This is a genomic window from Amycolatopsis sp. NBC_00345, from assembly GCF_036116635.1.
GTDB lineage: Bacteria > Actinomycetota > Actinomycetes > Mycobacteriales > Pseudonocardiaceae > Amycolatopsis.
Map to the genome: position 1 here is coordinate 7,556,049 of NZ_CP107995.1, position 22,724 is coordinate 7,578,772.

Annotated in this window: 23 protein-coding genes; 8 read left to right on the forward strand and 15 right to left on the reverse strand. The window is 70.5% G+C overall.

The window, feature by feature from the left end:
- Positions 1 to 16: 16 nt before the first annotated feature.
- Positions 17 to 1,864, forward strand: coding sequence for a S9 family peptidase (locus tag OG943_RS34090; protein WP_328605031.1), 1,848 nt, complete (start codon positions 17 to 19; stop codon positions 1,862 to 1,864).
- 98 nt (positions 1,865 to 1,962) lie between these two features.
- On the forward strand, positions 1,963 to 2,475 hold the full coding sequence (locus tag OG943_RS34095) for a hypothetical protein (protein ID WP_328605032.1): 513 nt from the start codon (positions 1,963 to 1,965) through the stop codon (positions 2,473 to 2,475).
- Here the strand turns inward: OG943_RS34095 and OG943_RS34100 are convergent.
- The 4 genes from OG943_RS34100 to OG943_RS34115 all read right to left on the reverse strand — a co-directional run bounded on the left by OG943_RS34100 (position 2,472) and on the right by OG943_RS34115 (position 5,679).
- Positions 2,472 to 3,098, reverse strand: a complete 627-nt coding sequence (locus OG943_RS34100) for a TIGR03085 family metal-binding protein (RefSeq protein WP_328605033.1) — start codon at positions 3,096 to 3,098, stop codon at positions 2,472 to 2,474. The genes OG943_RS34095 and OG943_RS34100 overlap by 4 nt on opposite strands.
- Positions 3,099 to 3,120: 22 nt before the next feature.
- Positions 3,121 to 4,512 (reverse strand): glutamate decarboxylase, encoded by a 1,392-nt coding sequence (locus OG943_RS34105; protein WP_328605034.1) that lies wholly within the window; start codon positions 4,510 to 4,512, stop codon positions 3,121 to 3,123.
- A gap of 54 nt (positions 4,513 to 4,566) precedes the next feature.
- Positions 4,567 to 4,989, reverse strand: coding sequence for an organic hydroperoxide resistance protein (locus tag OG943_RS34110; protein ID WP_328605035.1), 423 nt, complete (start codon positions 4,987 to 4,989; stop codon positions 4,567 to 4,569).
- 117 nt (positions 4,990 to 5,106) lie between these two features.
- Positions 5,107 to 5,679, reverse strand: a complete 573-nt coding sequence (locus OG943_RS34115) for an NADPH-dependent FMN reductase (protein WP_328605036.1) — start codon at positions 5,677 to 5,679, stop codon at positions 5,107 to 5,109.
- Positions 5,680 to 5,881: 202 nt separating this feature from the next.
- Here OG943_RS34115 and OG943_RS34120 point away from each other — a divergent pair, with 202 nt between their 5' ends.
- Both OG943_RS34120 and OG943_RS34125 read left to right on the forward strand, forming a co-directional pair.
- On the forward strand, positions 5,882 to 6,943 hold the full coding sequence (locus OG943_RS34120; RefSeq protein ID WP_328605037.1) for an alpha/beta hydrolase: 1,062 nt from the start codon (positions 5,882 to 5,884) through the stop codon (positions 6,941 to 6,943).
- 33 nt (positions 6,944 to 6,976) lie between these two features.
- Positions 6,977 to 7,354, forward strand: a complete 378-nt coding sequence (locus tag OG943_RS34125) for a nuclear transport factor 2 family protein (RefSeq protein WP_328605038.1) — start codon at positions 6,977 to 6,979, stop codon at positions 7,352 to 7,354.
- A gap of 157 nt (positions 7,355 to 7,511) precedes the next feature.
- Here OG943_RS34125 and OG943_RS34130 read toward each other — a convergent pair whose 3' ends face one another.
- From OG943_RS34130 to OG943_RS34145, 4 genes are all read right to left on the reverse strand, one after another.
- Complete coding sequence (locus tag OG943_RS34130) at positions 7,512 to 8,066, reverse strand: hypothetical protein (protein ID WP_328605039.1); 555 nt, start codon at positions 8,064 to 8,066, stop codon at positions 7,512 to 7,514.
- A gap of 495 nt (positions 8,067 to 8,561) precedes the next feature.
- Positions 8,562 to 10,004: a catalase gene (locus OG943_RS34135; protein ID WP_328605040.1), complete on the reverse strand. Its 1,443-nt coding sequence runs from the start codon at positions 10,002 to 10,004 to the stop codon at positions 8,562 to 8,564.
- Complete coding sequence (locus OG943_RS34140) at positions 10,001 to 10,447, reverse strand: Fur family transcriptional regulator (RefSeq protein WP_328605041.1); 447 nt, start codon at positions 10,445 to 10,447, stop codon at positions 10,001 to 10,003. Before OG943_RS34140 ends, OG943_RS34135 begins: the two co-directional genes overlap by 4 nt.
- A 118-nt stretch (positions 10,448 to 10,565) precedes the next feature.
- Positions 10,566 to 11,159, reverse strand: coding sequence for an acyl-CoA-like ligand-binding transcription factor (locus OG943_RS34145; protein ID WP_328605042.1), 594 nt, complete (start codon positions 11,157 to 11,159; stop codon positions 10,566 to 10,568).
- 155 nt (positions 11,160 to 11,314) lie between these two features.
- Here OG943_RS34145 and OG943_RS34150 point away from each other — a divergent pair, with 155 nt between their 5' ends.
- Positions 11,315 to 12,463, forward strand: a complete 1,149-nt coding sequence (locus OG943_RS34150) for an MFS transporter (RefSeq protein ID WP_442874825.1) — start codon at positions 11,315 to 11,317, stop codon at positions 12,461 to 12,463.
- A gap of 11 nt (positions 12,464 to 12,474) precedes the next feature.
- Here OG943_RS34150 and OG943_RS34155 read toward each other — a convergent pair whose 3' ends face one another.
- From OG943_RS34155 to OG943_RS34170, 4 genes are all read right to left on the reverse strand, one after another.
- The gene (locus tag OG943_RS34155) at positions 12,475 to 12,852 is read right to left on the reverse strand and encodes a hypothetical protein (protein WP_328605043.1); all 378 of its coding nucleotides are present in this window, start codon (positions 12,850 to 12,852) and stop codon (positions 12,475 to 12,477) included.
- A gap of 59 nt (positions 12,853 to 12,911) precedes the next feature.
- Positions 12,912 to 14,102, reverse strand: a complete 1,191-nt coding sequence (locus OG943_RS34160; RefSeq protein ID WP_328605044.1) for an RtcB family protein — start codon at positions 14,100 to 14,102, stop codon at positions 12,912 to 12,914.
- 291 nt (positions 14,103 to 14,393) lie between these two features.
- Entirely contained in the window at positions 14,394 to 15,434 is a 1,041-nt protein-coding gene (locus OG943_RS34165) for an aspartate-semialdehyde dehydrogenase (RefSeq protein ID WP_328605045.1), read from the reverse strand.
- A complete protein-coding gene (locus OG943_RS34170; RefSeq protein WP_328605046.1) occupies positions 15,434 to 16,699 on the reverse strand; it encodes an aspartate kinase in 1,266 nt (421 codons plus the stop codon). The genes OG943_RS34165 and OG943_RS34170 overlap by 1 nt, the downstream gene beginning before the upstream one ends.
- Positions 16,700 to 16,931: 232 nt before the next feature.
- Between OG943_RS34170 and OG943_RS34175 the strand changes: the two genes are divergently transcribed.
- Positions 16,932 to 17,525, forward strand: coding sequence for a nitroreductase family protein (locus tag OG943_RS34175; protein ID WP_328605047.1), 594 nt, complete (start codon positions 16,932 to 16,934; stop codon positions 17,523 to 17,525).
- A 59-nt stretch (positions 17,526 to 17,584) separates the two neighbouring features.
- On the opposite strand, the gene OG943_RS34180 is transcribed toward OG943_RS34175, so the two are convergent.
- Positions 17,585 to 18,454: an ANTAR domain-containing protein gene (locus OG943_RS34180; RefSeq protein ID WP_328605048.1), complete on the reverse strand. Its 870-nt coding sequence runs from the start codon at positions 18,452 to 18,454 to the stop codon at positions 17,585 to 17,587.
- 93 nt (positions 18,455 to 18,547) lie between these two features.
- Here OG943_RS34180 and OG943_RS34185 point away from each other — a divergent pair, with 93 nt between their 5' ends.
- Positions 18,548 to 19,357, forward strand: a complete 810-nt coding sequence (locus tag OG943_RS34185; protein WP_328605049.1) for an ANTAR domain-containing protein — start codon at positions 18,548 to 18,550, stop codon at positions 19,355 to 19,357.
- 4 nt (positions 19,358 to 19,361) lie between these two features.
- Here OG943_RS34185 and OG943_RS34190 read toward each other — a convergent pair whose 3' ends face one another.
- Positions 19,362 to 21,212 carry a CheR family methyltransferase gene (locus OG943_RS34190; protein WP_328605050.1) on the reverse strand — a complete coding sequence of 617 codons (1,851 nt, stop codon included), beginning with the start codon at positions 21,210 to 21,212 and terminating at the stop codon, positions 19,362 to 19,364.
- The gene (locus tag OG943_RS34195) at positions 21,209 to 21,853 is read right to left on the reverse strand and encodes a chemotaxis protein CheB (protein WP_328605051.1); all 645 of its coding nucleotides are present in this window, start codon (positions 21,851 to 21,853) and stop codon (positions 21,209 to 21,211) included. The genes OG943_RS34190 and OG943_RS34195 overlap by 4 nt, the downstream gene beginning before the upstream one ends.
- 167 nt (positions 21,854 to 22,020) lie before the next feature.
- On the opposite strand from OG943_RS34195, the gene OG943_RS34200 reads away from it, so the two are divergent.
- Entirely contained in the window at positions 22,021 to 22,683 is a 663-nt protein-coding gene (locus OG943_RS34200) for a hypothetical protein (RefSeq protein ID WP_328605052.1), read from the forward strand.
- Positions 22,684 to 22,724: the final 41 nt, after the last annotated feature.

A 22,724-nucleotide genomic window follows, 5' to 3' on the forward strand; every position in this document is an offset into this window, starting at 1 on the left:
GTGGCAGGATCGAGGGGTGAGCACGCAGTCAGCCAACCAATATCCGCCCGCAGTGGTCCCCGGCCGCCTGTTCGGCGACGATCAGGCCGAGACCCGCTGGCGAGCCCGCTTCCACGCCCCGCGCATCTCGGTGCCCGAATGGGCCCGCGACGCCCCGGACGCCAACGTGTACGTCTCCAACGCCAGTGGCGTCTGGGAGGTGTACGCCTGGCATCGCGCCACCGACAGTCACCGCCGGGTCACCGACCGGCCCAACGGCACCCTGCACGCGACGCCGTCGCCCGACGGCTCGGCCATCTGGTGGTTCAACGACACCGACGGCGACGAGTTCGGCTCGTGGGTGCGCCAGCCGTTCGACGCCGACAGCTCGGCGGCGGTCAAGGCGCTCCCGGACGTCCACGACGGCTACCCGGCCGGCCTGGAGATCGGCGAGCGCGTGATCGCGGTCGGCGTCTCGACCGACGACGGCAGCGAGCTGTTCGCGAAGATCGGCGAAACCACCGAGCGTTTCTACAGCCACCCCGACGACGCGGGCATCGCGTCGCTGTCCCGTGACGAGAGCCTGCTGGCCATCGCCCACTCCGAGCACGGCGACTCGCGTCACCCGGCGCTGCGCGTGCTGGCGACGGACGGCTTCGCGACCGTCGCGGAAAAGTGGGACGGCGAGGGCAAGGGCCTCTCGGCGCTGGAGTTCTCGCCGCTGCCCGGCGACCAGCGGCTGCTCGTGCTGCACGAGCGCCGCGGCCGCGAGGAGCTGCTGGTCTGGGACGTTCGCGCGGACACCGAGACCGAGCTGGAGATCGACCTGCCCGGCGAGGTCGTCGCCGACTGGTACCCGGACGGCCGCGCGCTGCTGGTGGTGCACTTCCACCAGGGCCGCAGCTCCCTGCACCGGTACGACCTGGACACGGCCGAGCTGTCCTCTTTGGACACCCCGGCCGGCCGGATCGGCGGCGCGGGCGTGCGCCCGGACGGCACGCTCGAGTACTCGTGGTCGAGCGCGGCGGAGCCGGCGGCGGTGCGCGCCCGTGCCACCGACGGCACCGACTCCGTGCTGCTGGAGCCTCCGGGCGAGCGCGCGCCGGGCTCGGCGCCGGTGACGGACGCGTTCGTGGAGGGCGTCGGCGGGCAGGTCCACGCGCTCGTCTCGCGGCCGGCGGATGCTCCGGACGGCCCGCTGCCCACCGTGTTCTCCCTGCACGGCGGACCGCACGCCGCCGACGAGGACCGGTTCTCCGCCTACCGCGCGACCTGGCTCGACGCCGGGTTCGCCGTGGTCGAGGTCAACTACCGCGGGTCGACGGGCTACGGCTCGGCCTGGCGGGACGCGATCGAGGGCCGTCCCGGGCTCACCGAGCTGGAGGACGTCGCGGCGGTGCACGACTGGGCCGTCGAAAGTGGACTGTCCGATAAGGACAAGTGCGTGGTGAACGGCGCTTCGTGGGGCGGTTACCTCTCGCTGCTCGCGCTGGGCACGCAGCCGACGCGCTGGGCGGCCGGGGTCGCGGGCGTGCCGGTGGCGGACTACATCGCCGCGTACGAGGACGAGATGGAGCAGCTGCGCTCGTTCGACCGCGCCCTGTTCGGCGGCGCGCCCGGTGACGTGCCGGCGGTCTACCGGGAGTGCTCGCCGATCACGTACGTCGACGCGGTCGCCGCCCCGGTGCTCGTCCTGGCCGGTGACAACGACCCGCGCTGCCCGATCCGGCAGATCGAGAACTACCTCGACCGCCTTGGCAAGCGGGACGCGCCGCACGAGTTCTACCGCTACGACGCGGGCCACGGCTCACTGGTGATCGCCGAGACGATCAAACAGACGTCGATCGAGGTCTACTTCGCGTTGCGGGCCCTCGGCCTGCGCTGACCTGGGGTCCAGGCGCCTCCCCAGCGGAGGCGCCTGGGCTTTCCCGGCACGCGTAAAACCAGTGGCGTACGGCCCCCGCCCGGGGCGATGCTCAAGGCGTGGACATCACCTTCGAACACGATCCGCGCGGGGAGTGCTTCGCCCGGATCCGGCGGCGTGACGGGCTGGTGCTCGGCCTGCCCTCGTTCTCGCGGAAGTTCCGGGTGCCGCACGATCTCGCGCACGCCGTGACCGAGCGGGCGCTGGGCCTCGGCGGCGGGGTGTTCGGGTGCATCGCCGCGGGTGCGGTTTTCGGGAACATGCGGGTGCTGGAAGGAAAACCGCGGCACGACGCCAAAGCACGCAGCGAGCGGGTGCTCAAGGCGGCGAAGCGGTCGATCGGGGTGGCGGAATGCCTGTCCGGGGTACTGCACGAGGCCGTCGAGCACGGCCGGCAGCTGCGGTTCAGTGTGGCGCGCGAGACCTGGGGCATCCTGGAGCAGGATCCTTTTCCTTACAGTGAAAGGGAAATCCGCTCGGCGTCCGAGAAGCTCCACGAGCTGGCCGAGGTCTGGCAGACCAGCGGCGAGCCGCTCGAGTTCTCCTGGCCCGAGCGGCTCCGGCCGGCCTAGATGCCGCGGCTCAGCTCACGCAAGCGCGAGACCGCGGACTCGTCGCCCTCGTAAGTCAGGTGGACGGCGTCGCGGCCGAAGACGAACAGAAGCAGGTCCACCGGGTCGCCGGTCACAGTCACCACCGGGTTGCCCGCCTTCACCGCCGCGGTACGGCCGTCCGTGGTCTTCAGCTCAACGCCGACCGGGGACTTCCGCAGGTTCAGCTTCGCGGACTGGCGGGCCAGCCGCCACGCCGCGTCGTCGCGGGCCGGGTTCGCCGGGCGCGGCTCCCAGCCGGGCTGGGCGCGGCGGACGTCCTCGTGGTGGACGAGGAACTCGGCGCCGTTGGTCAGCTCCTCCAGCGGCCCGATCGCCATCGGCCAGTACCACGCGGGGCCGCGGCGGACCTGGTCCACCAGCTCGGGCCACGGCTTCGCCGCGTACCGGTCCTGCACCCGCTTGGTGTACCCGGCGAGCGCGGGCAGCATGATGCCCGGCGACGCGTCGAGCCGGTGCTCCCGGACGATCAGGTGCGCCGCGAGGTCCCGCGCCGCCCAGCCGTCGCACAACGTCGGCGCGTCGGGGCCGACCTCTTCGAAGAGCGCGCTCAGCGCCTGGCGTTCGTCCGCGGCAAGACCCATACCGGCGACATTACCCCCGCGATCAGTGATGGAACGCCGTCGACGTCGAGGCGTCGTGCTGCGGTCCCGCCTGGCGTTCCAGCTCGGGCAGGATCCGGGCCAGGTCGGCCAGCAGCAGGTCGGCCAGGTCGTGCGTGAAGCCGTTGCGGACCACGATGCGCAGCACCGCGAGGTCGGTGCGGTCCTCCGGGAACGTGTACGCCGGCACCAGCCAGCCGCGCTCGCGCAGCCGCCGGGAGACGTCGAACACGTCGTAACCCGTGATGTCCTTTTTGGTCGTGAACGCGAACACCGGCAGCTGGTCGCCGCGGGTGAGCAGCTCGAACGGGCCCATCCCGGCGATGCGGTCGGACAGGTGCGTCGCGACGTCGCGCGACGCCTGCTGCACGGCGCGGAAGCCGTCACGGCCGAGGCGGACGAACGTGTAGTACTGCGCGGCCACCTCGGCACCGGGCCGGGAGAAGTTCAGCGCGAACGTCGGCATGTCGCCGCCGAGGTAGTTGACGTTGAACACCAGCTCCGAGGGCAGCGCCGCCTTGTCCCGCCACACCACCCAGCCGACCCCGGGGTAGACCAGGCCGTACTTGTGCCCGGAGGTGTTGATCGACGCGACCCGCGGCAGCCGGAAGTCCCACTCCAGGTCCGGGTCGAGGAACGGCGCGATCATGGCGCCCGACGCGCCGTCCACGTGCACCGGGATGTCCCAGCCGGTGCGCGACTGCAGCTCGTCGAGCGCGGCGGCGATCTCCGCCACCGGCTCGTAACTGCCGTCGAAAGTGGACCCGAGGATCCCGACGACGCCGATGGTGTTCTCGTCGCAGCGCTTGACCGCCTCGGCCGCGGACAGGTGGAACCGGTCCTCCGCCATGGGCACCAGGCGCGGCTCGACCTCCCAGTACTCGCAGAACTTCTCCCAGCAGACCTGGACGTTCACGCCCATCACCAGGTTCGGCTTGCCCGTGCGGCCGAGCTTCGACCAGCGCCGCTTCAGCGCCATCCCGGCGAGCATGCAGGCTTCGGACGAGCCGGTGGTGGAGCAGCCCATCACCCCGGCCGGGTCCGGCGCGTGCCACAGATCGGCGAGGATGTTGACGCAGCGGCGCTCCAGCTCCGCCGTCTGCGGGTACTCGTCCTTGTCGATCATGTTCTTGTCGACGCACTCGGCCATCAGCTCACGGGCCTGCGGCTCCATCCACGTGGTGACGAACGTGGCGAGGTTGAGCCGTGCGTTGCCGTCGAGCATCAGCTCGTCGCGAACCAGCTGCAACGCGGTGTCCGGCGGCAGCGAGTCGTCCGGCAGCCTGTCGTGGGGCATCACGAAATCCGCCGCCAATGCCGGGTTTGCCCCGGCATACAGCGGATTCGTGCCCGCTTGGCGTTCCGGCCGGTCTTGTCGCCCCTGATGCAGCACCATGATCCGACCGTACTGCGCCGCGCGGGTCCGGACACCCCACGACGCCTGCCCGGATCAGACCGACGCGGAGAGCGCGACCTCGATGTTGCCGCGGGTGGCGTTGGAGTACGGGCACACCTGGTGCGCCTGCGCCACCAGCTTGTCGGCCTCCGCCTGGTCCAGGCCGGGCAGCGTGACGTGCAGGGCGACGCCGAGCTTGAAGCCGACCTCCTGCTTGTACAGGCTGACCTCGGCGTTCACCGTCGACTCGGGCAGCTTCACCTTCGCCTCGCGCGCGACGGCCTGCAGGGCGCTGTGGAAACAGGCCGAGTAGCCCGCGGCGAACAGCTGCTCCGGGTTGGTCTTGTCACCGCCGGGACCGCCCATCTCCTTGGGGATCGCCAGCGACTCGTCGATGACCCCGTCGGACGAGGTGACCTCGCCGTTGCGGCCCGCGCCGCGTGCCGTCGCCGCGGCGGTGTAGATCGCGTCAGCCATGGTTTCGCCTGCTTCCTCGTCGGAACGCCGCTGTCGGCGTCTCAGTGGTGCCAACATTCCGCACCAGCTGAACCTAACCACCACATGGCGAGCATCACGACCTGATCCCCGGGGACCTCAGCGCGCGCGAGCCGTCGCGAACTCCGCGACCTGCTGGCCGATGAGCCGCAGCGTGCGCACGCTCTTCTCGTCGGAGGCGCCGCCGGCCTCGTCGAACTTGGTCTCGGCGGAGTTGATGGAAGCACCCAGCGGGGTGGCCCAGCCGCGCAGCGCGTGCGTGATCGTGCGCAGCTGGTCGAGCGTGGTGACGGCGGCCTGCCAGCCGAAGGCGACGGCGGCGAGGCCGACCGCGCGGCCGTCGAGGTACGGGCGGGTGTCCTCGCGCAGGTCCTCGACGTAGTCCAGGGCGTTCTTGACCAGGCCGGACAGCGCGCCGTGGTAACCGGGCGAGACGACGATGACCCCGTCGGCCCGCCGGATCTCGTCGATCAGCCGGGACGCGCGCTCGTTGCGCTCGCGCACGGCCGTGTCGTAGAACGGCAGGACGAGTTCCGGGCCGGGGATCAGCTCGGTGGTGACACCGAGTTCGGCCGCCGCGCCGAGCGCGATCCGCAGGGCGCGCTCGGACTGCGAACCCTCGCGCAGCGAGCCGCCGATCCCGAGCACCCTGACCGTGTTGGCTGAAGTCACGCTTTCGAGGTTAACAACTCCACTTAACTGGAGGACCAGGATTTGGAACGGAGCCCTGGGTCACAGCGGGCACAAAGCCGGGCCTGGTACTGGAATGGCGGATTGACTGGCGGGCCGGCATTCCGGACCGAGTCCACGGCGCAGAGCTGGACCCGGAACCTACTGACTAGTAACGTCGGGGTCTCGACGCCGAGGAGGAACGATGGCGATCCCGCCCCAGATCCGCGCCCAGGCCGCCGCCGCCCAGCTGCTGTTCTGGCTGCCGCGCCCCGTCCGGCGGCTGCTCGCCGGTCCGCCGCTGCGCCGTGACGGCCAGGAACTCGCCCTCGACGCCCAGCTGCTGCTGCGGCTGCAGAAGCTGAACGGCGGCGGACTGGTCAACGGCTCGGTGGAGCAGTCCCGCGCGCTGCTCGAACTGGGCTCGCACCTGGTCAGCGGGAAGCGGATCGAGCCCGTCTCCACGCGTGAGATCAAGATCCCCGCGGACGGCGGCCCGCTCGACGCGACGCTGTACACCCCCGCCGGGCTGCCTGAGCCCTCCGGCCTGCTGGTGTTCTTCCACGGTGGCGGCTGGGTCGTGGGCAGCCGCGCGACCCACGACAACTCCTCCCGCTACCTGGCCAAGCACGCCGGGGTCCGAGTGCTGTCGGTCGAGTACCGGCTGGCGCCGGAGCACCCGTTCCCGGCGGCGGCGGAGGACGCGCTCGCGGCGTTCGCCTACGCGCACGCCAAAGCCGGCGAACTCGGCGCGGACCCGGACCGCATCGCCGTGGGCGGGGACAGCGCGGGCGGCAACCTCGCCGCGGTCGTGGCGCTGGAGACGACCCGGGCGGGCGGCCCGGCGCCGGCGTTCCAGCTGCTGATCTACCCCGCGGTGGACTTCACCACCCGACGGCGCTCGCGGGAGCTGTTCGGCACCGACCTGTTCCTCACCGACGAGGGCATGAAGTGGTTCGAAGGCCACTACGTGCCCGAGGGCACCGACCTGGCCGACCCACGCCTGTCGCCACTGCTCGCGTCCGACCACAGTGGACTGCCGCCGGCCTTCGTCGTCACCGCCGGGTTCGACCCGCTGCGCGACGAAGGCGAGGCGTACGCGGAAAAGCTGCGCGCCGCGGGGGTTCAGGTGGCGCTGAGCCGGCAGGCGGACCTGATCCACGGCTTCCTGAGCTTCACCGGGGTCGGCAGCCGCTTCCGCGAGGCCGTCGCCGAGATGGCCGGCGCGCTGCGGCTCGGCCTGGCCGAGACGAAGACCCAAGCGTAGAACCGTCCGCTCGGTGGGGAGTAATTTCCGGCTATGACACACAGTGCAGAGATGCCCGCGGTGGTGGACCGGTACTTCGCCGCCGTGAACGCCCGCGACTGGGCCGCGATCGCCCCCTGCTTCACCGAAGACGCCGAGTTCTGGATGCTCGGCGCCCGGACGGCGCGCGGAGGGGCGGAGATCGCCGAACAGCTGCGCAAGTCCCTGGAGCCATTGCCCGAGACGAACGACGAGGTCGTCCGGGTGGCCGCCGACGGCACCTTGGTGCTGGCCGAGCTGGTGTTCCGGGCTCGCACCCCGGCGGGCGACTCGATTCGGCTGAACGCGGCCGACGTCTTCGAGCTGACTCCCGGCGGTGAGGCCATCACCCGCGTCTCGAACTGGTCCGGCTCGCCGCGGCAGGCAGGCTGACCACCCACGTTCAAGACAGATGCCCTGAAGGCCACCTTGAGGGACGGAGCGTCCCTCAAGGTGGCCTTCAGGGCACTGGCCGTGCCATCCCAGGACACGACCGGAGCCTGGTGCGGCGAACCGCACCAGGCTCCGGGTCCCCCTGTTTCCGGGTTGGTTAAACCGCCGGGGCGGGCACCGGCAGCGGCGGCACCCCGGGCACCGGCGGGAGCGGCACCGGCAGCGGCGGGACCGCGCCGAGCAGGCCGCCGAGAATGCCCGTGACCGCGGCGAGCAGGGCCTTGACCAGGTCGCTCACGATCTTGAGCGGGCCAGGGAGGTCCGGCAGCGTCGGGACGGGGATCGGCAGCGGCGGCAGTTGCCGCGCGGTGGCCGTCGGGTCGCCCAGCAGCCGGTTGGACTCGTCCGCCCGCAGCTGCGCGGCCGACGAGAGCTGCTGCGTCTCCGACTGGATGGTGTAGCGCTTACCCGCCGCGAGGTCCGCGAGCACGGGGCTGAGCTTGTCCAGGTCGGCGCGCGTCATCCCGACCTTGCCCGCGTATGCCACCTTGGTCAGGTCGTCACGCATCTGGAGCACCTGCGCGCCGACGGCTTCGGTGGCGGACGAGCCTTTGCCGCCCACCGGGCTTGCCGAGGCCATCCCCGCCGTGCCGACGGCCAGCAGACTGCCCGCGGCTACCAAGGCGATGATCCGCCCAATATTGCCTTTCATTCCTAACCTCCTGGCCTCTGGAGACCTGACGGGTTAAATCGGTACTCGCTGTGTCGGCCAAGCACCAGCCGATCACCTGTTGGAGACGTTTTCTAACCCTTACGTGCCGAATCCGAGAAAGGTGAACTAGCCCGCAATTGATTAACGTGGGCGGCTTGCCCATCCCCCTGATGATCATCAGAACCGATCCCGAATCTGACTCACAGTAGCCAGATCCCTCGAATGGCCGAGCCGCCCACCCGCACGGGTGTATTGCGTGATCGTTTACCCTCATCACTCCGTCGGACCGCGTGTCGCCACTGCTCCAGACAGGGCGTCCCCCACGTACGCACCGCCACCGGTGGACTAACGGGTAACGCCCGGATCACCGTGCCGACCAGGCATCCGATCCCCCCGGAAACACAGCCCCCGGAAACACAGAGCGGCCCGGCACGCAGTGCGCACCGGGCCGCTCGCTCCGTGGTGGGAGCCTGAATGCGGAAGAGTTTCGCTTGATTACTTCGCGAAGGCTTCCGCCACCTTGTCGCCGAGGTCCTTGTCGACGTTGCGCCAGTATTCGAAGACACGCTCCAGCACCGGCTGGGAAACGTCGTTCGAAGCGTGGCCGATGATATTTCCGGCGAGCCGCTCGCGCTGCTCGTCGTCCAGCACGTCGCGGACCAGGGAGCCCGCCTGGCCGAAGTCGTCGTCCTCGGCGTGGAGCCGGTACGCGGAGCGGATGACCTCGTCCTCGACGCCGTAGGTCGACGTGGTCTCGGCCGCGACCGCCGCGTCGGCGTGCGGGCCGCCGAACGAATTGGGCGCGTACACCGGGTCGCCCGGGTTGTTGTAGCGCATCGCACCGTCGCGCGAGTAGCTGTTCACCGGGGCCGTCGGCGCGTTGACCGGCAGCTGCGTGTAGTTCGCGCCGATGCGGTAGCGGTGCGCGTCCGGGTACGCGAACAGGCGGCCCTGCAGCATCTTGTCCGGCGACGGGCCGATGCCCGGCACCAGGTTCGACGGCTCGAACGCGGCCTGCTCGATCTCGGCGAAGTAGTTCGACGGGTTGCGGTCCAGCACGTAGCGGCCGACCTTGATCAGCGGGTAGTCGCCGTGCGGCCACACCTTGGTCAGGTCGAACGGGTTGAAGCGGTAGTCCGCGGCGTCCTCGTAGGGCATGACCTGGACGTGCAGGGTCCAGCTGGGATGGTTGCCCTGCTTGATGTTCCGGTACAGGTCGGCGATGTGGTGGTCGGCGTTCTCGCCGGCGAGGCGGTCGGCGTCGGACTGGCTGAGGTAGCCGATGCCCTGGTCGGTCTTGAAGTGGTACTTCACCCAGAACTTCTCGCCGCCGGCGTTCTCCCACAGATAGGTGTGCGAGGAATAGCCGTTCATCTCGCGCCAGCTGGACGGGATGCCGCGGTCGCCCATCAGCCAGGTGACCTGGTGCGCCGACTCGGGGCGCAGCGTCCAGAAGTCCCACTGGATGTCGTGGTCGCGCAGGTGGTTGTCGGCGCGGCGCTTCTGCGAGTGGATGAAGTCCGGGAACTTGATCGGGTCGCGGATGAAGAACACCGGGGTGTTGTTGCCGACGATGTCGTAGTTGCCCTCGGCGGTATAGAACTTCACCGCGAATCCGCGCGGGTCGCGCCAGGTGTCGGGCGAGCCGCTCTCCCCGGCCACCGTCGAGAACCGGATCAGGCTCTCGGTGCGCACGCCGGGCTGGAACAGCGCGGCCTTGGTGTACTGGCTGACGTCTTCGGTCACTTCGAGGAAGCCGAACGCGCCCCCGCCCTTGGCGTGCACCACGCGCTCGGGCACGCGCTCGCGGTTGAACTGCGCGTTCTTCTCGATCAGGTAGTGGTCCTGCAGCAGGATCGGGCCGTTGGCGCCGATGGTCAGCGAGTCGTTGTCGCTGGCGATCGGGATGCCGACGTTGTTGGTGGTGGGCTTGTTCACGCCGGTACCTCCTCGTGGTGGTGGGTGGAGCAGTCAGGGCACAGGCCCCAGAAGACGACCTCCGCCTCGTCGATCACGAAGCCCGCCGTGGCCGAGGGCTCCAAGCACGGGGCCGAGCCGTGGACGCAGTCGACGTCCTCGGTGCGGCCACACGCGCGGCAGACGAGGTGGTGGTGGTTGTCCCCGGTCCGCGTCTCGAACCGCGCCGGGTGCCCGGCGGGCTCGATGCGCCGCACCAGTTCCGCCCCGGCACAGGCGGCGAGCACGTCGTAAACGGCCTGCGTGGAGACCGAGCCCAGCACGCCGCGCACTCCCACCGCGACCTCGTCGGCCGTGGTGTGGGGGTGCTGGGCGAGCCATTCGAGCACGGCGACCCGCGGCCCAGTGACCCGCAGGCCGGCCGAGCGGAGCTGCTGTCGGACGGGGTTTTCCTGATGTGGCATGACCAGGCCAGCTTGCCCGCTTATCTGGAATGAGTCAAGAAAACGCTCCGATCGGGTGTCGCCCACCTGGTCGCGCCCGACCCCGATCCGGCGCCGGCGCCCAGCTCAGGGGCCCGATTCAGAGGGGCAGGCCGTTTTCCAGGTGCGTGAACGCCCGGTCCAGCAGCCCGACGTAATCGGCGTCGAGGTCCGTGGCCGCCAGCTGGGCGGTCGAGAGGATCACGCCGACGACGGCGCCCGCCCAGGTGTGCACCTCGAAGTCCGACGCGGACCGGCCGGTGCGCGCGGCGACCCAGTCGGCCATCAGGTACGTGCTTCTCAGGTGCCCCTCCATCGCCTTGGCGCGCAGCTCGGGCTCGCTGAACACGAGCGCCTGGCGCCGGCGTTCCCCGGCCCACGCCTCCGGGGACAGGTTGCCGTGCACTTCGTGCAGGGCCGCGCGGACGGCGCCCAACAGCGAGAGGTCCTTCGGCTGCCGACGGCCCGCCTCGATCAGCAACTGGTCGACCGAGTCGTAGAGGACCGTCTCCTCCTTGGTCGGGAAGTAGCGGAAGAACGTGCTCGGCGAGATGTCCGCGGCCGCCGCGATCTGCTCGACCGTGGTCGCCGCGTACCCCTGCTCCAGGAACAGCCGGACCGCGTGCCGCTGGATCGCGGCGCGCGTGCGGGCCTTCTTGCGCTCACGCAGGCCCATGGGTTCAGACGACGTCATGACCCGATTGTCACAGTCGCTGTCAAATGACAGCAGCTCCCGCCCGGTTAAGAAGTTGCACGCGCGTACCAGGATTTGCTCTCATGAAGTACGTGCCGTTCACGCCGTACCGCCGGGTCCTCACGCTGCCGCAGGTCCGCCCCTCGATGGCGCTCATGTTCTTCGCCCGCCTGCCGATGACGATGACGGGCGTGACGCTGACGTTGTACGTGGTCAGCAACCTCGGGCACGGCTACGGCGCGGCCGGGATCGTCGGCGCGGCCTCCACCCTGGGCATGGCGCTCGGCGCGCCGCTGCTCGGGCGGGCCATCGACCGGTACGGCCTGCGCCCGGTGGTCGCGGTGTGCGGGATGACGTCCACCGCGTTCTGGATCGCGGTGCCGCACCTGTCGTACGCGGTGCTGGTCGTCTGCGCGCTGCCGGCGGGGTTCCTGTCCGTGCCCGCGGGCTCGCTGGCCCGGCAGATCCTCGCGGCGCTGGTGCCCGCGGACCACCGGCGCGCGGCCTACTCGCTGGACACGATCCTGGTCGAGGCGTCGTTCATGATCGGCCCGGCGGCGGGCATCGCCGCGATCACCTCGCTGTCCGCGACGGTGACGCTGAGCGGAATCGGCGCGATCTTCGGCGCCACGGCGCTGCTGATCTTCCTGCTGAACCCGCCGATCCGGAACTCCGGCGAGCTCGCCCCCGTCGGCTCCGTCCGGCCGCCGCTGCGTTCGTGGCTGTCCGGCCGCCTGCTCGCGACGCTGCTGATCGCCGCGGGCACGCTGTTCTGCCTGGTCGGCACCGAGGTCGCGACGCTGGCGGCACTGCGCGCGAACGGCGACGTCGGCTGGACCGGGCTGGTCATCGTGGTGATGTGCGCGGCTTCGATGGCCGGCGGCATCGTGCACGGCGCCGTGAAACGCTCGCTGCCCCAAGGCGTGCTGATGCTGCTGCTCGTCGTGCTGGTGCTGCCGGTCGGCCTCGCGGACCAGCCGTGGTGGCTGCTGATGCTCCTGCTGATCCCGACGAACCTGCTGTGCGCCCCGACGCTCGCCGCCACCACGGAAACCGTGAGCGCCATCGCGCCCCCGGCCGTCCGGGGCGAGGCGATGGGCCTGCAGGACGCGTCCACCCGGCTCGGCCTCGCGCTCGGCAGCCCGGTGGTCGGCTTCGCGATCGACCACTCGAGCCCCGCGTGGGGCTTCTTCGCGGCGGGCGCGGGCGGGTTGGTGCTGGCGGCGTTCGGGCTGCTGTGGACGAGCCGTCGTCGCCCGGCCGCCACCCCGGCGCTGGCCGCGGCCGTCCGCGCGCGGCGCTGACCCCGCGCGGATCAGCTGCAGGCTTTACGCAGCGCGTCCAGCTTCGCGACGTTGCGCTTCGCCCAGGCGGCGACCACACCGGCGTCCTGGATGTGCTCCTTCTGGACCTGGACGTAGGAGTCGGCCATGCCGAGCAGGGCGTTCTTGACGTCGTTGTCCTGCACGTTCGCGGCCAGCGAGCGCAGGCGCTGCTCCTTGTCCTGCGCGCGTTCCTTGAGCTTGTCCGGGTCGACCAGCGGGTTCAGGTCCGCGAGGCCGAGCGCCTCCGTGCACGTGCTGACCCGGTCCGCCGTCGAATTCGCCGTGTCGACCGCCGTGTTCACCTGGTCGCAGCCGGCCAGCAACGCGCCGGCGGCCGCCAGCGCGGCCACCGCTCCCCACCTCGTCATAGCGCCAGGGTAGCGGTCCCGCGACCGTCACGGACGGTTCCGTGACGGCCGCGGTCCCCCTAACCCTTGACGCAGACCACCTGCTTGAGGTGCGCGACCACCTCGACGAGGTCCGTCTGCGCCTTGATCACCGTCTCGATGTCCTTGTACGCCGCCGGAATCTCGTCGACGACGCCCGAGTCCTTGCGGCATTCGACGCCTTCCGTCTGCGCCGCGAGGTCGTCCGCGGTGAACGTCTTCTTCGCCTTGGTACGCGACATCCGGCGCCCCGCCCCGTGCGAAGCCGACTCGAACGACGACGTGTTGCCCAGCCCGCGCACGATGTACGAGCCCGTGCCCATGCTGCCCGGGATGATCCCGAGGTCGCCGGCCCCCGCGCGGATCGCGCCCTTGCGGGTGACGAGCAGGTCGACACCGTCGTAGGTCTCCTCGGCGACGTAGTTGTGGTGGCAGCTGATGGAGTCGTCGAACTTGGTCCCGGGGACCACCTCGGCGACGGCCAGCTTGACCAGCGCGACCATCGTGGCGCGGTTGCGCGCCGCGTAGTCCTGCGCCCAGAACAGGTCGCGCCGGTAGGCCTGCATCTCCGGCGTGCCGGCGACGAACACCGACAGGTCGGGGTCCGGCAGGTCGTTGTTGTGCGGCAGCTTCCGCGCGACGGCCATGTGCCGCTCCGCCAGCTCCTTGCCGATGTTCCGCGAACCGGAGTGCAGCATCAGCCAGACGCGGCCCTCGTCGTCGCCGCCCTGTTCGAGGCAGACCTCGATGAAGTGGTTGCCGCCGCCGAGGCTGCCGATCTGGCGGGCCGCGCGGTCGCCCAGCTCCTGGACGCCCTGGTGGAGGTCGCCGAACGACTTCCAGAACGCGTCCCAGCCGCCGACGCCGTGCACCTTGGCCGGGTTCACGGGCGTCTTGTGCAGCCCGAACCCGACGGGCACGGCCGACTCGATGCGACGCCGCAGCCGGCCGAGGTCGTCCGGCAGGTCCGCCGCCGTGAGCGACGTCCGGACCGCGCTCATCCCGCACCCGATGTCAACGCCGACCGCGGCCGGCGAAACCGCGTCACGCATGGCGATCACGCTGCCCACGGTCGCGCCCTTGCCGTAGTGGACGTCGGGCATGACCGCGACGCCGTGCACCCACGGCAAGTTGGCGACGTTACGCAGCTGTCGCATCGCCTGCTCTTCGACCGACGCGGGGTCCGCCCACATCCGGATCGGCACGCGTGCGCCTTCGACCGCCGTGTACATGACTTTCCTTTCCTGAAAGGGACAACGACGTCCAGCATCCCTGGCGGAACGGTGCCGGACAACCGAATTCAGGCGGGCCCGTGCGCGGTCAGCCGGGTCGACGAGGTGGTAGAGCAGTCCCAGCATCAATACAGCATCGTTGCTGGTGTCCGAGACCGGCAGCTGACGGGCACCGCCGACCTGCGCGGTGACGCCGGGCAACGTCGGTCAACTCATTTCGCCCGGCTCGACGGTCCGGAAAACGAAAGGCTCCCCGCGAAATCTCGCAGGGAGCCCTTCAGTACCAACGACTCAGCGGTCCCCGGCGATCAGCTCCGCGATCTGGACCGCGTTCAGCGCCGCGCCCTTGCGCAGGTTGTCCGCGGTGAGGAACAGGGCCAGGCCACGGCCGTCGGGGACGCCCGGGTCGGTGCGGATGCGGCCGACGAAGCTGGGGTCGGCGCCCGCGGCCTGCAGTGGGGTCGGGACGTCCGAGAGCTGGACGCCCGGGGCGTGCGAAAGCAGCTCGGTCGCGCGGGCGACCGAAAGGGGGCGCTCGAATTCCACGTTCACCGACAGCGCGTGGCCGGTGAACACCGGGACGCGCACGCAGGTGCCGGACACCAGCAGGTCCGGCAGGCCGAGGATCTTGCGGCTTTCGTTGCGCAGCTTCTGCTCTTCGTCCGTCTCGAACGATCCATCGTCCACAATGGATCCAGCCAGCGGCAGGACGTTGAACGCGATCGGGGCGACGTACTTGGCGGGCGCGGGGAACTCCACCGCGGAACCGTTGTGGGTCAACGAGGCCGCGCGCGTCGCGACGGCGTTCACCTGCGCCGCCAGCTCGTCGACGCCGGCCAGGCCGCTGCCGGACACCGCCTGGTACGTGCTCGCGATCAGCCGGAGCAGGCCCGCCTCGTCGTGCAGCGGCTTGAGCACCGGCATCGCGGCCATCGTGGTGCAGTTGGGGTTCGCGATGATCCCCCGCCCAGCGAGTTTAATTGCCTCCGGGTTCACCTCGCTGACGACCAGCGGCACGTCCGGGTCACGCCGGAACGCCGACGAGTTGTCGATCACCGTCACGCCCGCGGCGGCGAACCGGGGGGACTGCTCCTTCGACGTCGCGCCGCCCGCGGAGAACAGCGCGATGTCCAAACCGGACGGATCCGCCGTGGCCGCGTCCTCGACCACGATCTCGGTGTCCCGCCAGGGCAACTTGGTGCCCGCCGAGCGCGACGACGCGAAGTAGCGCAGCTCCTCGACCGGGAAGTCCCGCTCCGCCAGCAGTTTCCTCATCACGGCGCCGACCTGGCCGGTCGCCCCGACCACCCCGACGCGAAGCCCGCCGGCCATCAGCGACCACTCCCCGCGTAGACGACGGCTTCCTCGTCGCCGCCGAGCTCGAACGCCTCGTGGATCGCGCGCACGGCCTCGTCCAGCTGCGCGTCGCGGATCAGCACCGAGATCCGGATCTCCGAGGTGTTGATGATCTCGATGTTCACGCCGGAGGAGGCCAGCGCCTCGCAGAACGTCGCCGTGACGCCGGGATGCGAGCGCATGCCCGCGCCGACGAGCGAGACCTTGCCGACGTGGTCGTCGTAGAGCACCGACTCGAAGCCGATCTCCGCCTTGACCTTCTCCAGCTCCTTGACCGCCTTGGCGCCGTTGGCCTTCGACAGCGTGAAGGTGATGTCGGTCCGGCCGGAGACGGTGCTGGACACGTTCTGCAGCACCATGTCGATGTCGATCTCGGCGTCGGCGATCACGCGGAAGATCCGGGCCGCCGCGCCGGCGGTGTCCGGCACGCCGGTGACCGTGATCTTGGCCTCGGAGCGGTCGTGTGCCACACCGGTGATCAGCGCTTGTTCCACGGGGATCTCCTCGATTGAACCGGCCACGGTGGTGCCCGGCTTGTCACTGTAGGAAGAGCGGACTCGGATCGGCACGCCGTAGCGGCGCGCGTATTCGACCGAGCGCAGGTGCAGGATCTTCGACCCGCTCGCGGCCAGCTCCAGCATCTCCTCGTACGGGATGGTGTCGAGCTTCTTCGCGTCCGGCACGATCCGCGGGTCGGCGGTGTACACACCGTCCACATCGGAATAGATCTCGCAGACGTCGGCGTTCAGCGCCGCGGCGAGCGCGACGGCCGTGGTGTCCGAGCCGCCGCGGCCGAGCGTGGTGATGTCCTTGGTGTCCTGGGCCACGCCCTGGAAACCGGCCACCAGCGCGACGTAACCCTGTTCGAGGGCCTCCGTGACGCGGCTCGGCGTGACGTCGATGATGCGCGCGTTGCCGTGCACCGACGTGGTGACGACACCGGCCTGCGAGCCGGTGAACGACCACGCCTCAGCCCCCTGGGCCGCGATGGCCATGGCGACCAGCGAGTTCGAGATGCGCTCACCGGCGGTGAGCAGCATGTCCATCTCCCGCTCCGGCGGCGCCGGGTTCACCTGCTGCGCCAGGTCAAGCAGCTCGTCGGTGGTGTCGCCCATCGCCGAGCACACCACGACGACATCGTTGCCCGCCTTTTTGGTGGCGACGATGCGCTCCGCGACGCGCTTGATCCGGTCGGCACTTTCCAGCGACGATCCGCCGTACTTCTGGACCACGAGGGCCACGCCCGAACCTCCTTGACGGGCCGGGTCTGCTCCTGGTGGGCACCGAGGAGCCCCCGCGTCCCTTCATTTGGGAAAAGCCTACCGGGGCGCTCGCCGCCCGCCACCCCATCGAGTGGTGTCGGCCACTGATCGGGGGCCATTCGGAAGTAAATCTTCCTTAACGCCACCGAAATACGGGGAGCCCTTTCGCCGGAGTGATGGAGAGCACTACGCCCGCACTACGGTGCTTTCCGTGCGCAAAACCGCCGAGACGAGTGTCCCCCTCACGCCGGCCATCGCCGAGCGCTGGAGCCCCCGAGCCTTCGACGCCGCGGCCGAGCTGACCGGGCCGCAGCTGACCGCCCTGCTGGAGGCCGCCCGCTGGGCGCCGTCCTTCGGCAACACCCAGCCGGCCCGCTATCTGGCCGGTCGCCGTGGCGACCGCGCGTTCACCCTGATCCTCGACGCGCTGAACTCGGGGAACCAGGCGTGGGCGTTCCGCGCGAGCGCGCTGCTGATCGGCGTGATGGTGACCACGAACGAGAAGGGCGAGATCCCGTACGCCGAGTACGGCCTCGGCCTGGCGAGCGAGAACCTGGTGCTGCAGGCCGTGGAGCTGGGCCTGGTCGCGCACCAGATGGCGGGCTTCTCCGCCGAGACGGTGCGCTCGTCGTTCGGGCTGCCCGACGGCGTCGTGCCGCGGATCGCCATCGCCGTCGGCTCCCTCGCCGACGCGTCGGTGCTGGAGGACGAGCGACGGGTCGAGCGCGAGCGGGCCCAGCGGCAGCGGCTGCCGCTCGACGAGTTCGCCTTCGGCGACAGCTGGGGCAGCCCCGTCATCCCGTGACGGACAGCTACCGCAAACGCTTGCCCGAGCCGTTCACGGCCGGGGTTCAGGACAGGGGTTCAGGGCAGGACGAGAGTCCGGTCCACGATCGCCAGCGCCACGTCCAGCACGCTCCGGCCCGCCGCGAACGCGTGCGCGCGGATCAGCGCCAGCGCGTCCGACGCACCGCAGTTCCCGGTGGTCATGACCACCCCGGCGGCCTGGTGCACCACCAGCCGGAGGCCGACGTCGTCGAACAGCGGGTGGGCGGGCAGCCCGTCCTCGGTCTCGACGATCGACAGCAGCGCGGTGTTCGTGAGCGCTTCGGCGACCGCGCTCAGCGATCCCACCGCCAGCGCACCTTCTTCGGACTGGGGCTGGTAGACGGTGATCGCGCCCAGTGGCGAGGTGGCCGCGCCGAGCCGTGCCGAGACCACCGAGACCACGCCGATTTCCTGGACCGCCGCCCCGAACTGGGGCCAGTAACGGCTCAGTTCGCCGCCGCTCAGGCTCAGCTCGCCGGGCCCGGTCAACGCGGTGATGGCGGGCCCCTCGCCGTAGACGTACTCGAGATCCTGGGCGGCCTCGGCGAGCGGGTCGGAGGTCGCCGCCATCGAGTCGCCCGCGCGGGCGCCGAACAGGGTCACGGCGGTGCTCTGCGCACCACAGGCTTCGGCGATCGCCTCGATGAAGGTCGGAGCAGCTCCCCGGCCGACGGTCCGGTCGGCATAGCAGGCGTGCATCACCACGGCGGCTCGGTGTGCGCGCTCGCTGCCGCGGTGAACCTCCGCCATCCGGAGGTGGAACGCGCGCATCCCGGCACTGGCGGTGGCGGCCAGGCCCTCGTGCCGCGAGGCGACGCCGGCTGCGCGCTCGGCCCGCAGCCGCTCGGTTTCGACGAGACCCAGGACGACCGCCAAGTCGCGCCCACGGTCGGAGCGGTCCCTCATGCGCTGAGCCTACGCCGGGACCGCACGGCGCGACATCACCCGGAAACCGGGCGAAAGCTGCCTTTTGCATCATGAAGGCGAGGACTACTGTGGGTGGCCCCCAACGCAGTGTCCGGAGGCATGGCGCCCATGCGCAACCGCGAGGAATGGCTCGCCGAGACGATGCTGGAGCTGGCCGACACGCTGGTACCCGGTTTCGAACCACTGCCCTACTGGCTGGGCGTCGCCGGCCGGTTCGCCGAGCTGACGAACACCTCGGTGCGCCTGAACGCGACCGCCGACCAGGGCACCGAGACCGTGGTGGCGTGCACCGACGAACGGCTCGAGGCGGCGGCGCTGGGCGAGGTGCTGGTCGCGGAAGGCCCCGGCGCGGACTGCGAGCTCACCGGCGACCCGGTCGTGGACGTCCGGCTGGACAGCGCGGCCGAAAGCTGGCCGCAGCTGGCCCCGGCGGCCTTGGCGCTCGGCTTCCGCGTGATGCACGCGTTCCCGCTGCGGCTGCGCGAGACGTCGCTCGGCTCGGTCACTCTGCTGGGCGCGGCGCCGGACCGGCTGTCGGAGGGGAACTTCCGGCTCACCAGGAGCCTCGCCGACGTCGCCACGATCAGCATGCTCCAGCGCCGCGCCGTGGTCTCGTTGACCGAAACCTCGGGGCAGCTGCAGCACGCGCTGGGCAGCCGCGTGGTCATCGAGCAGGCCAAGGGCCTGATCTCCAGCAAACTGGAGATCAGCATGGAAGAGGCCTTCAAGCTGCTGCGCAGCTACGCGCGCGGGCGCAACCGGAAGCTGACCGCGGTCGCCGAGCGGCTCGTCGACCGGAGCATGACCGTCGCGGAGCTGCTGCCGTTGCCGGCACAGGCGAAACCGCAGCCCCATGGCGGCCGGAAGCCGTCGGCCGGCTGAGCCGTCAGGAGTGCCGGTCCTGCTCCATCAGCAGCACCACGCCTTCACCCGGGCCGTGCAGCGGTGAGCAGCTGATCCGGCAGATCAGCGGGCGGCCCTTGCGGTTCACCGCGTCGACCTTCAGCGGACCGGACCGCCGGCCGGTCTCGTTGGAGGTCCGGACGCTCTCGCGCAGCGTGTCCGTCGGCAGGCCGAAGTCCAGCGTGAAGAAGTCCTCGCGGTAGACCTCGTCGGCGCGCAGGCCCCACAGCTCCTCCGCGCCGCGGTTCCAGCTGCGCACCTGCAGCTGCCCGTCCAGGACCACCACCCCGGCCTCGACGCTGGAGAGCACGCCTTCGAAGAACGTGCGCGTCTCGTCCAGCTCGGCCGTGCGGATCCGCATCTCCTCGTTCATGGTCTCCAGTTCTTCGTTGCCCGACTGGAGTTCTTCGTTCGTGGTCTCGAGTTCTTCGTTGGTGGACTGGAGTTCCTCGTTCGTGGTCTCCAGTTCCTCGATGCTCGACTGGAGTTCCTCGTTGACCGTCTCCAGTTCCGCGTTGGTCGACTGCAGCTCGGCGTACGCGGTCGCCAGGTTCTCCTGGGCGCGCTTGATCTCGCGCTGGAGCCGGGTCGCCTCGGTGGTGTCGGCGAACGTGATCGCGGCGCCGACGTCCTCGCCGTCGCTGGTGATCAGCGGCCGGACGATGATGTCGAAGTGCTGCGCCTCGTCACCGGGCTGGCGGCGCTGCACCGCGCTCAGCCGGACGCTGCGGCGCTCGGTGTGGGCCTGGTCGATCGCGGAGCGCAGCTCGGTCGGGCGGTAGGAGACCTCCAGGTCGTGGAAGGGCCGGCCGACGTCGTGGGAGCTGAGCCCGAACTGGAGCCGCGCCGCGCCGTTGACCATGGCCACCGTGCCGTCGCGGTCGACGCCGATCATCGCGTCCGGCGCCGAGGCCAGCGCGAGGTCGGTGACCAGCCGTCGCCGGTTCGTGTCGCGCAGCTCGGCCCCGGCCGTCAGGTCGAACCGGGTGCCGCGCGGCTGACTGCCGCCGAGCCGGCGGCGGAACACGCGGTGGCGCATGTTGGCGACGTCGAACCGCGCGCTGTCCGACAGCAGCATCTCGGCCTTGCCGAGGAACAGGTAACCGTTTTCGTGCAGCGCGAAATGGAACCGCTCGATGATCTTGACCTGTGCCTCGACGTTGAAGTACATCAACGTGTTGCGGCAGGCGAGCAGGTTCACGCGCGAGATCGGCGCGTCGCGCGTGACGTCGTGGCGGCCGAAGATCACCCGGCGCCGCAGGTCGCGGCGGACCGCGAACAGCTCACCGGACGGCTCGAAGTACTTCGCGCGCATCCCGTCGGGAACCCGCTCCAGCGCCCTCGCCGGGTACACCCCGGCGCGCGCCTCGCGCAGGGCCTCCTCGTCGACGTCGGTGCCGTAGATCTTGACCCGCTTCGTGCACTCCTCGATGCCGAGGTGCTCGGCGAACGCGATCGCGAGCGTGTACGCCTCTTGGCCGGTGGAGCAGCCCGCGCTCCAGATCCGGATCTCCTGGCCGGGGTCGGTCTTCGCGACCAGGTCGGGCACGACCGTGGTCTGCAGGAAGCTCCACGCCTCGACGTCGCGGAAGAAGCTCGTGACGTTGATCAGGATGGTGTTGAACAGCTCCTGGAACTCCTTGGCGTTGCTCTCGAGGTAGTCCCGGTAGTCAACGTACCGCTCGAATCCCACGCTCTGCATGCGCTTGCGGATCCGGCGCGCGAGCGAAGTCCTTTTGTAGCCGGTGAAATCGAAGCCGCGCGAGTCGCGGATGAAGGTCAGCAGCTCCTCCAGGTGGCCGTCGTCCTCGATCTCGTCTTCGGGGGTGCTCATCGCGACAGAGTTCCGTTCACCAGGCCGACGAGCACGCCGGCGATTTCGTTCAGGGGGCGGACGAAGTCGGCCGCGCCGGTCCGCACGGCCGCGTCGGGCATGCCGGCGAACGCCGCGGTCTCCGGGTCCTCGACGACCACCGTGCCGCCCCGTTCCTTGACCCGGGCGGCGCCGCGCGCGCCGTCCGCGCCGGTTCCGCTCAGGACACACACCACGGCCCGCTCGCCGTAGCCGTCCGCGACGGACTCGAAGAGCACGTCGGCGGCGGGGCGCACGAAGTTCACGTGGGCCTCTTCGGAGAGCGCCAGCACGCCGCGGGCGGAGATGCGCAGGTGCCGGTCGGGCGGCGCGAAGTAGACAACACCGGACTGGACGGCGTCACCGGGCTCGGCCAGCTTCGCCGCCAGCTCCGACCGCCGCCCGAGAATCACGGCGATGACCGTGTCGTGCTTCGGATCGAGGTGCTGGACCACGAGGACCGGCACGGGAAACTCCGCCGGCAGGTCCCCGAGCACCGAGATGAGCGCCTTGATCCCACCGGCCGAGGCCCCGAAGGCGACGAGATCGAACGGGCTCGTGTCCTCTGGTCCCCGCGGTCCGGGCAGCCTGCCCGCCGCACGCGGCCGGCTCGGGCGTTCCATTCGTCAAGCCTAGTCGGGTCCGGCCGGTTGGCCGGGTTCGCGGGCCGTCCGCTTTCCACGCGCAGCGTCCGCGCGGGCTCGGAGCGTGACGTCGCCCGTCCGGGGAACCGCCGGACGGGGCCCCACATCGAAGGCCCCGCAGAAGCAGTTGATGCGAGGAGAAACAAATGCGTAACCGTGTGCTGGAGTTCCTGGGGGTCTCCGCGGCAGTGCTGGCGCTGGCCGGCTGTGCGGGCGAGACGAGCGGCACGCCCTCCGCGGCCGGCGGCGCTCCGGCGCCGAGCCAGGCCGAGACGAGTACGGCGTCGAGCAGCGCCGACGCGCCCGCCGGGAAGTCGTCCGGGGGCAGCTTCACCAAGCAGGGCACCAAATTGAAGCTCGGCGAGAAGGCGACCGTGCCGTTCAAGTCCGAGAGCAAGACGGGCGCGATCGGCGTCACCGTCAAGGCGATCGAGAAGGGCGCCGAGGCCGACCTCGCCCCGCTGGCCCTCGGCGACAAGGCCAAGGGGATGACGCCGTACTACGTGCGCGTCACCGTCTCCAATGAAAGCGGCACGGACTTCTCCTACTCGTCGCTCGGCCTGATGGACGCGCTGCTCCCCGACGGCTCCGAGGCCCAGCAGGTCTCCGTGATCGGCACGTTCGACAAGTGCGACAGCGGCGACGCGGGCAAGGCGTTCACCACGAAGGGCGCCACCTACGAGAGCTGCGTCCTGGCGCTGGCGCAGGGAAGCACGGCCGTCACCGGCGCGTCCTACAACGAGGGCGAGTACCACGACCAGGCGCCGGGGACGGACTACGGCGACGAGGCCGTCACCTGGCAGCCCTGAGCGCGAACGGGCCGTTCACTCTGCGTGAGTGGACGGCCCGG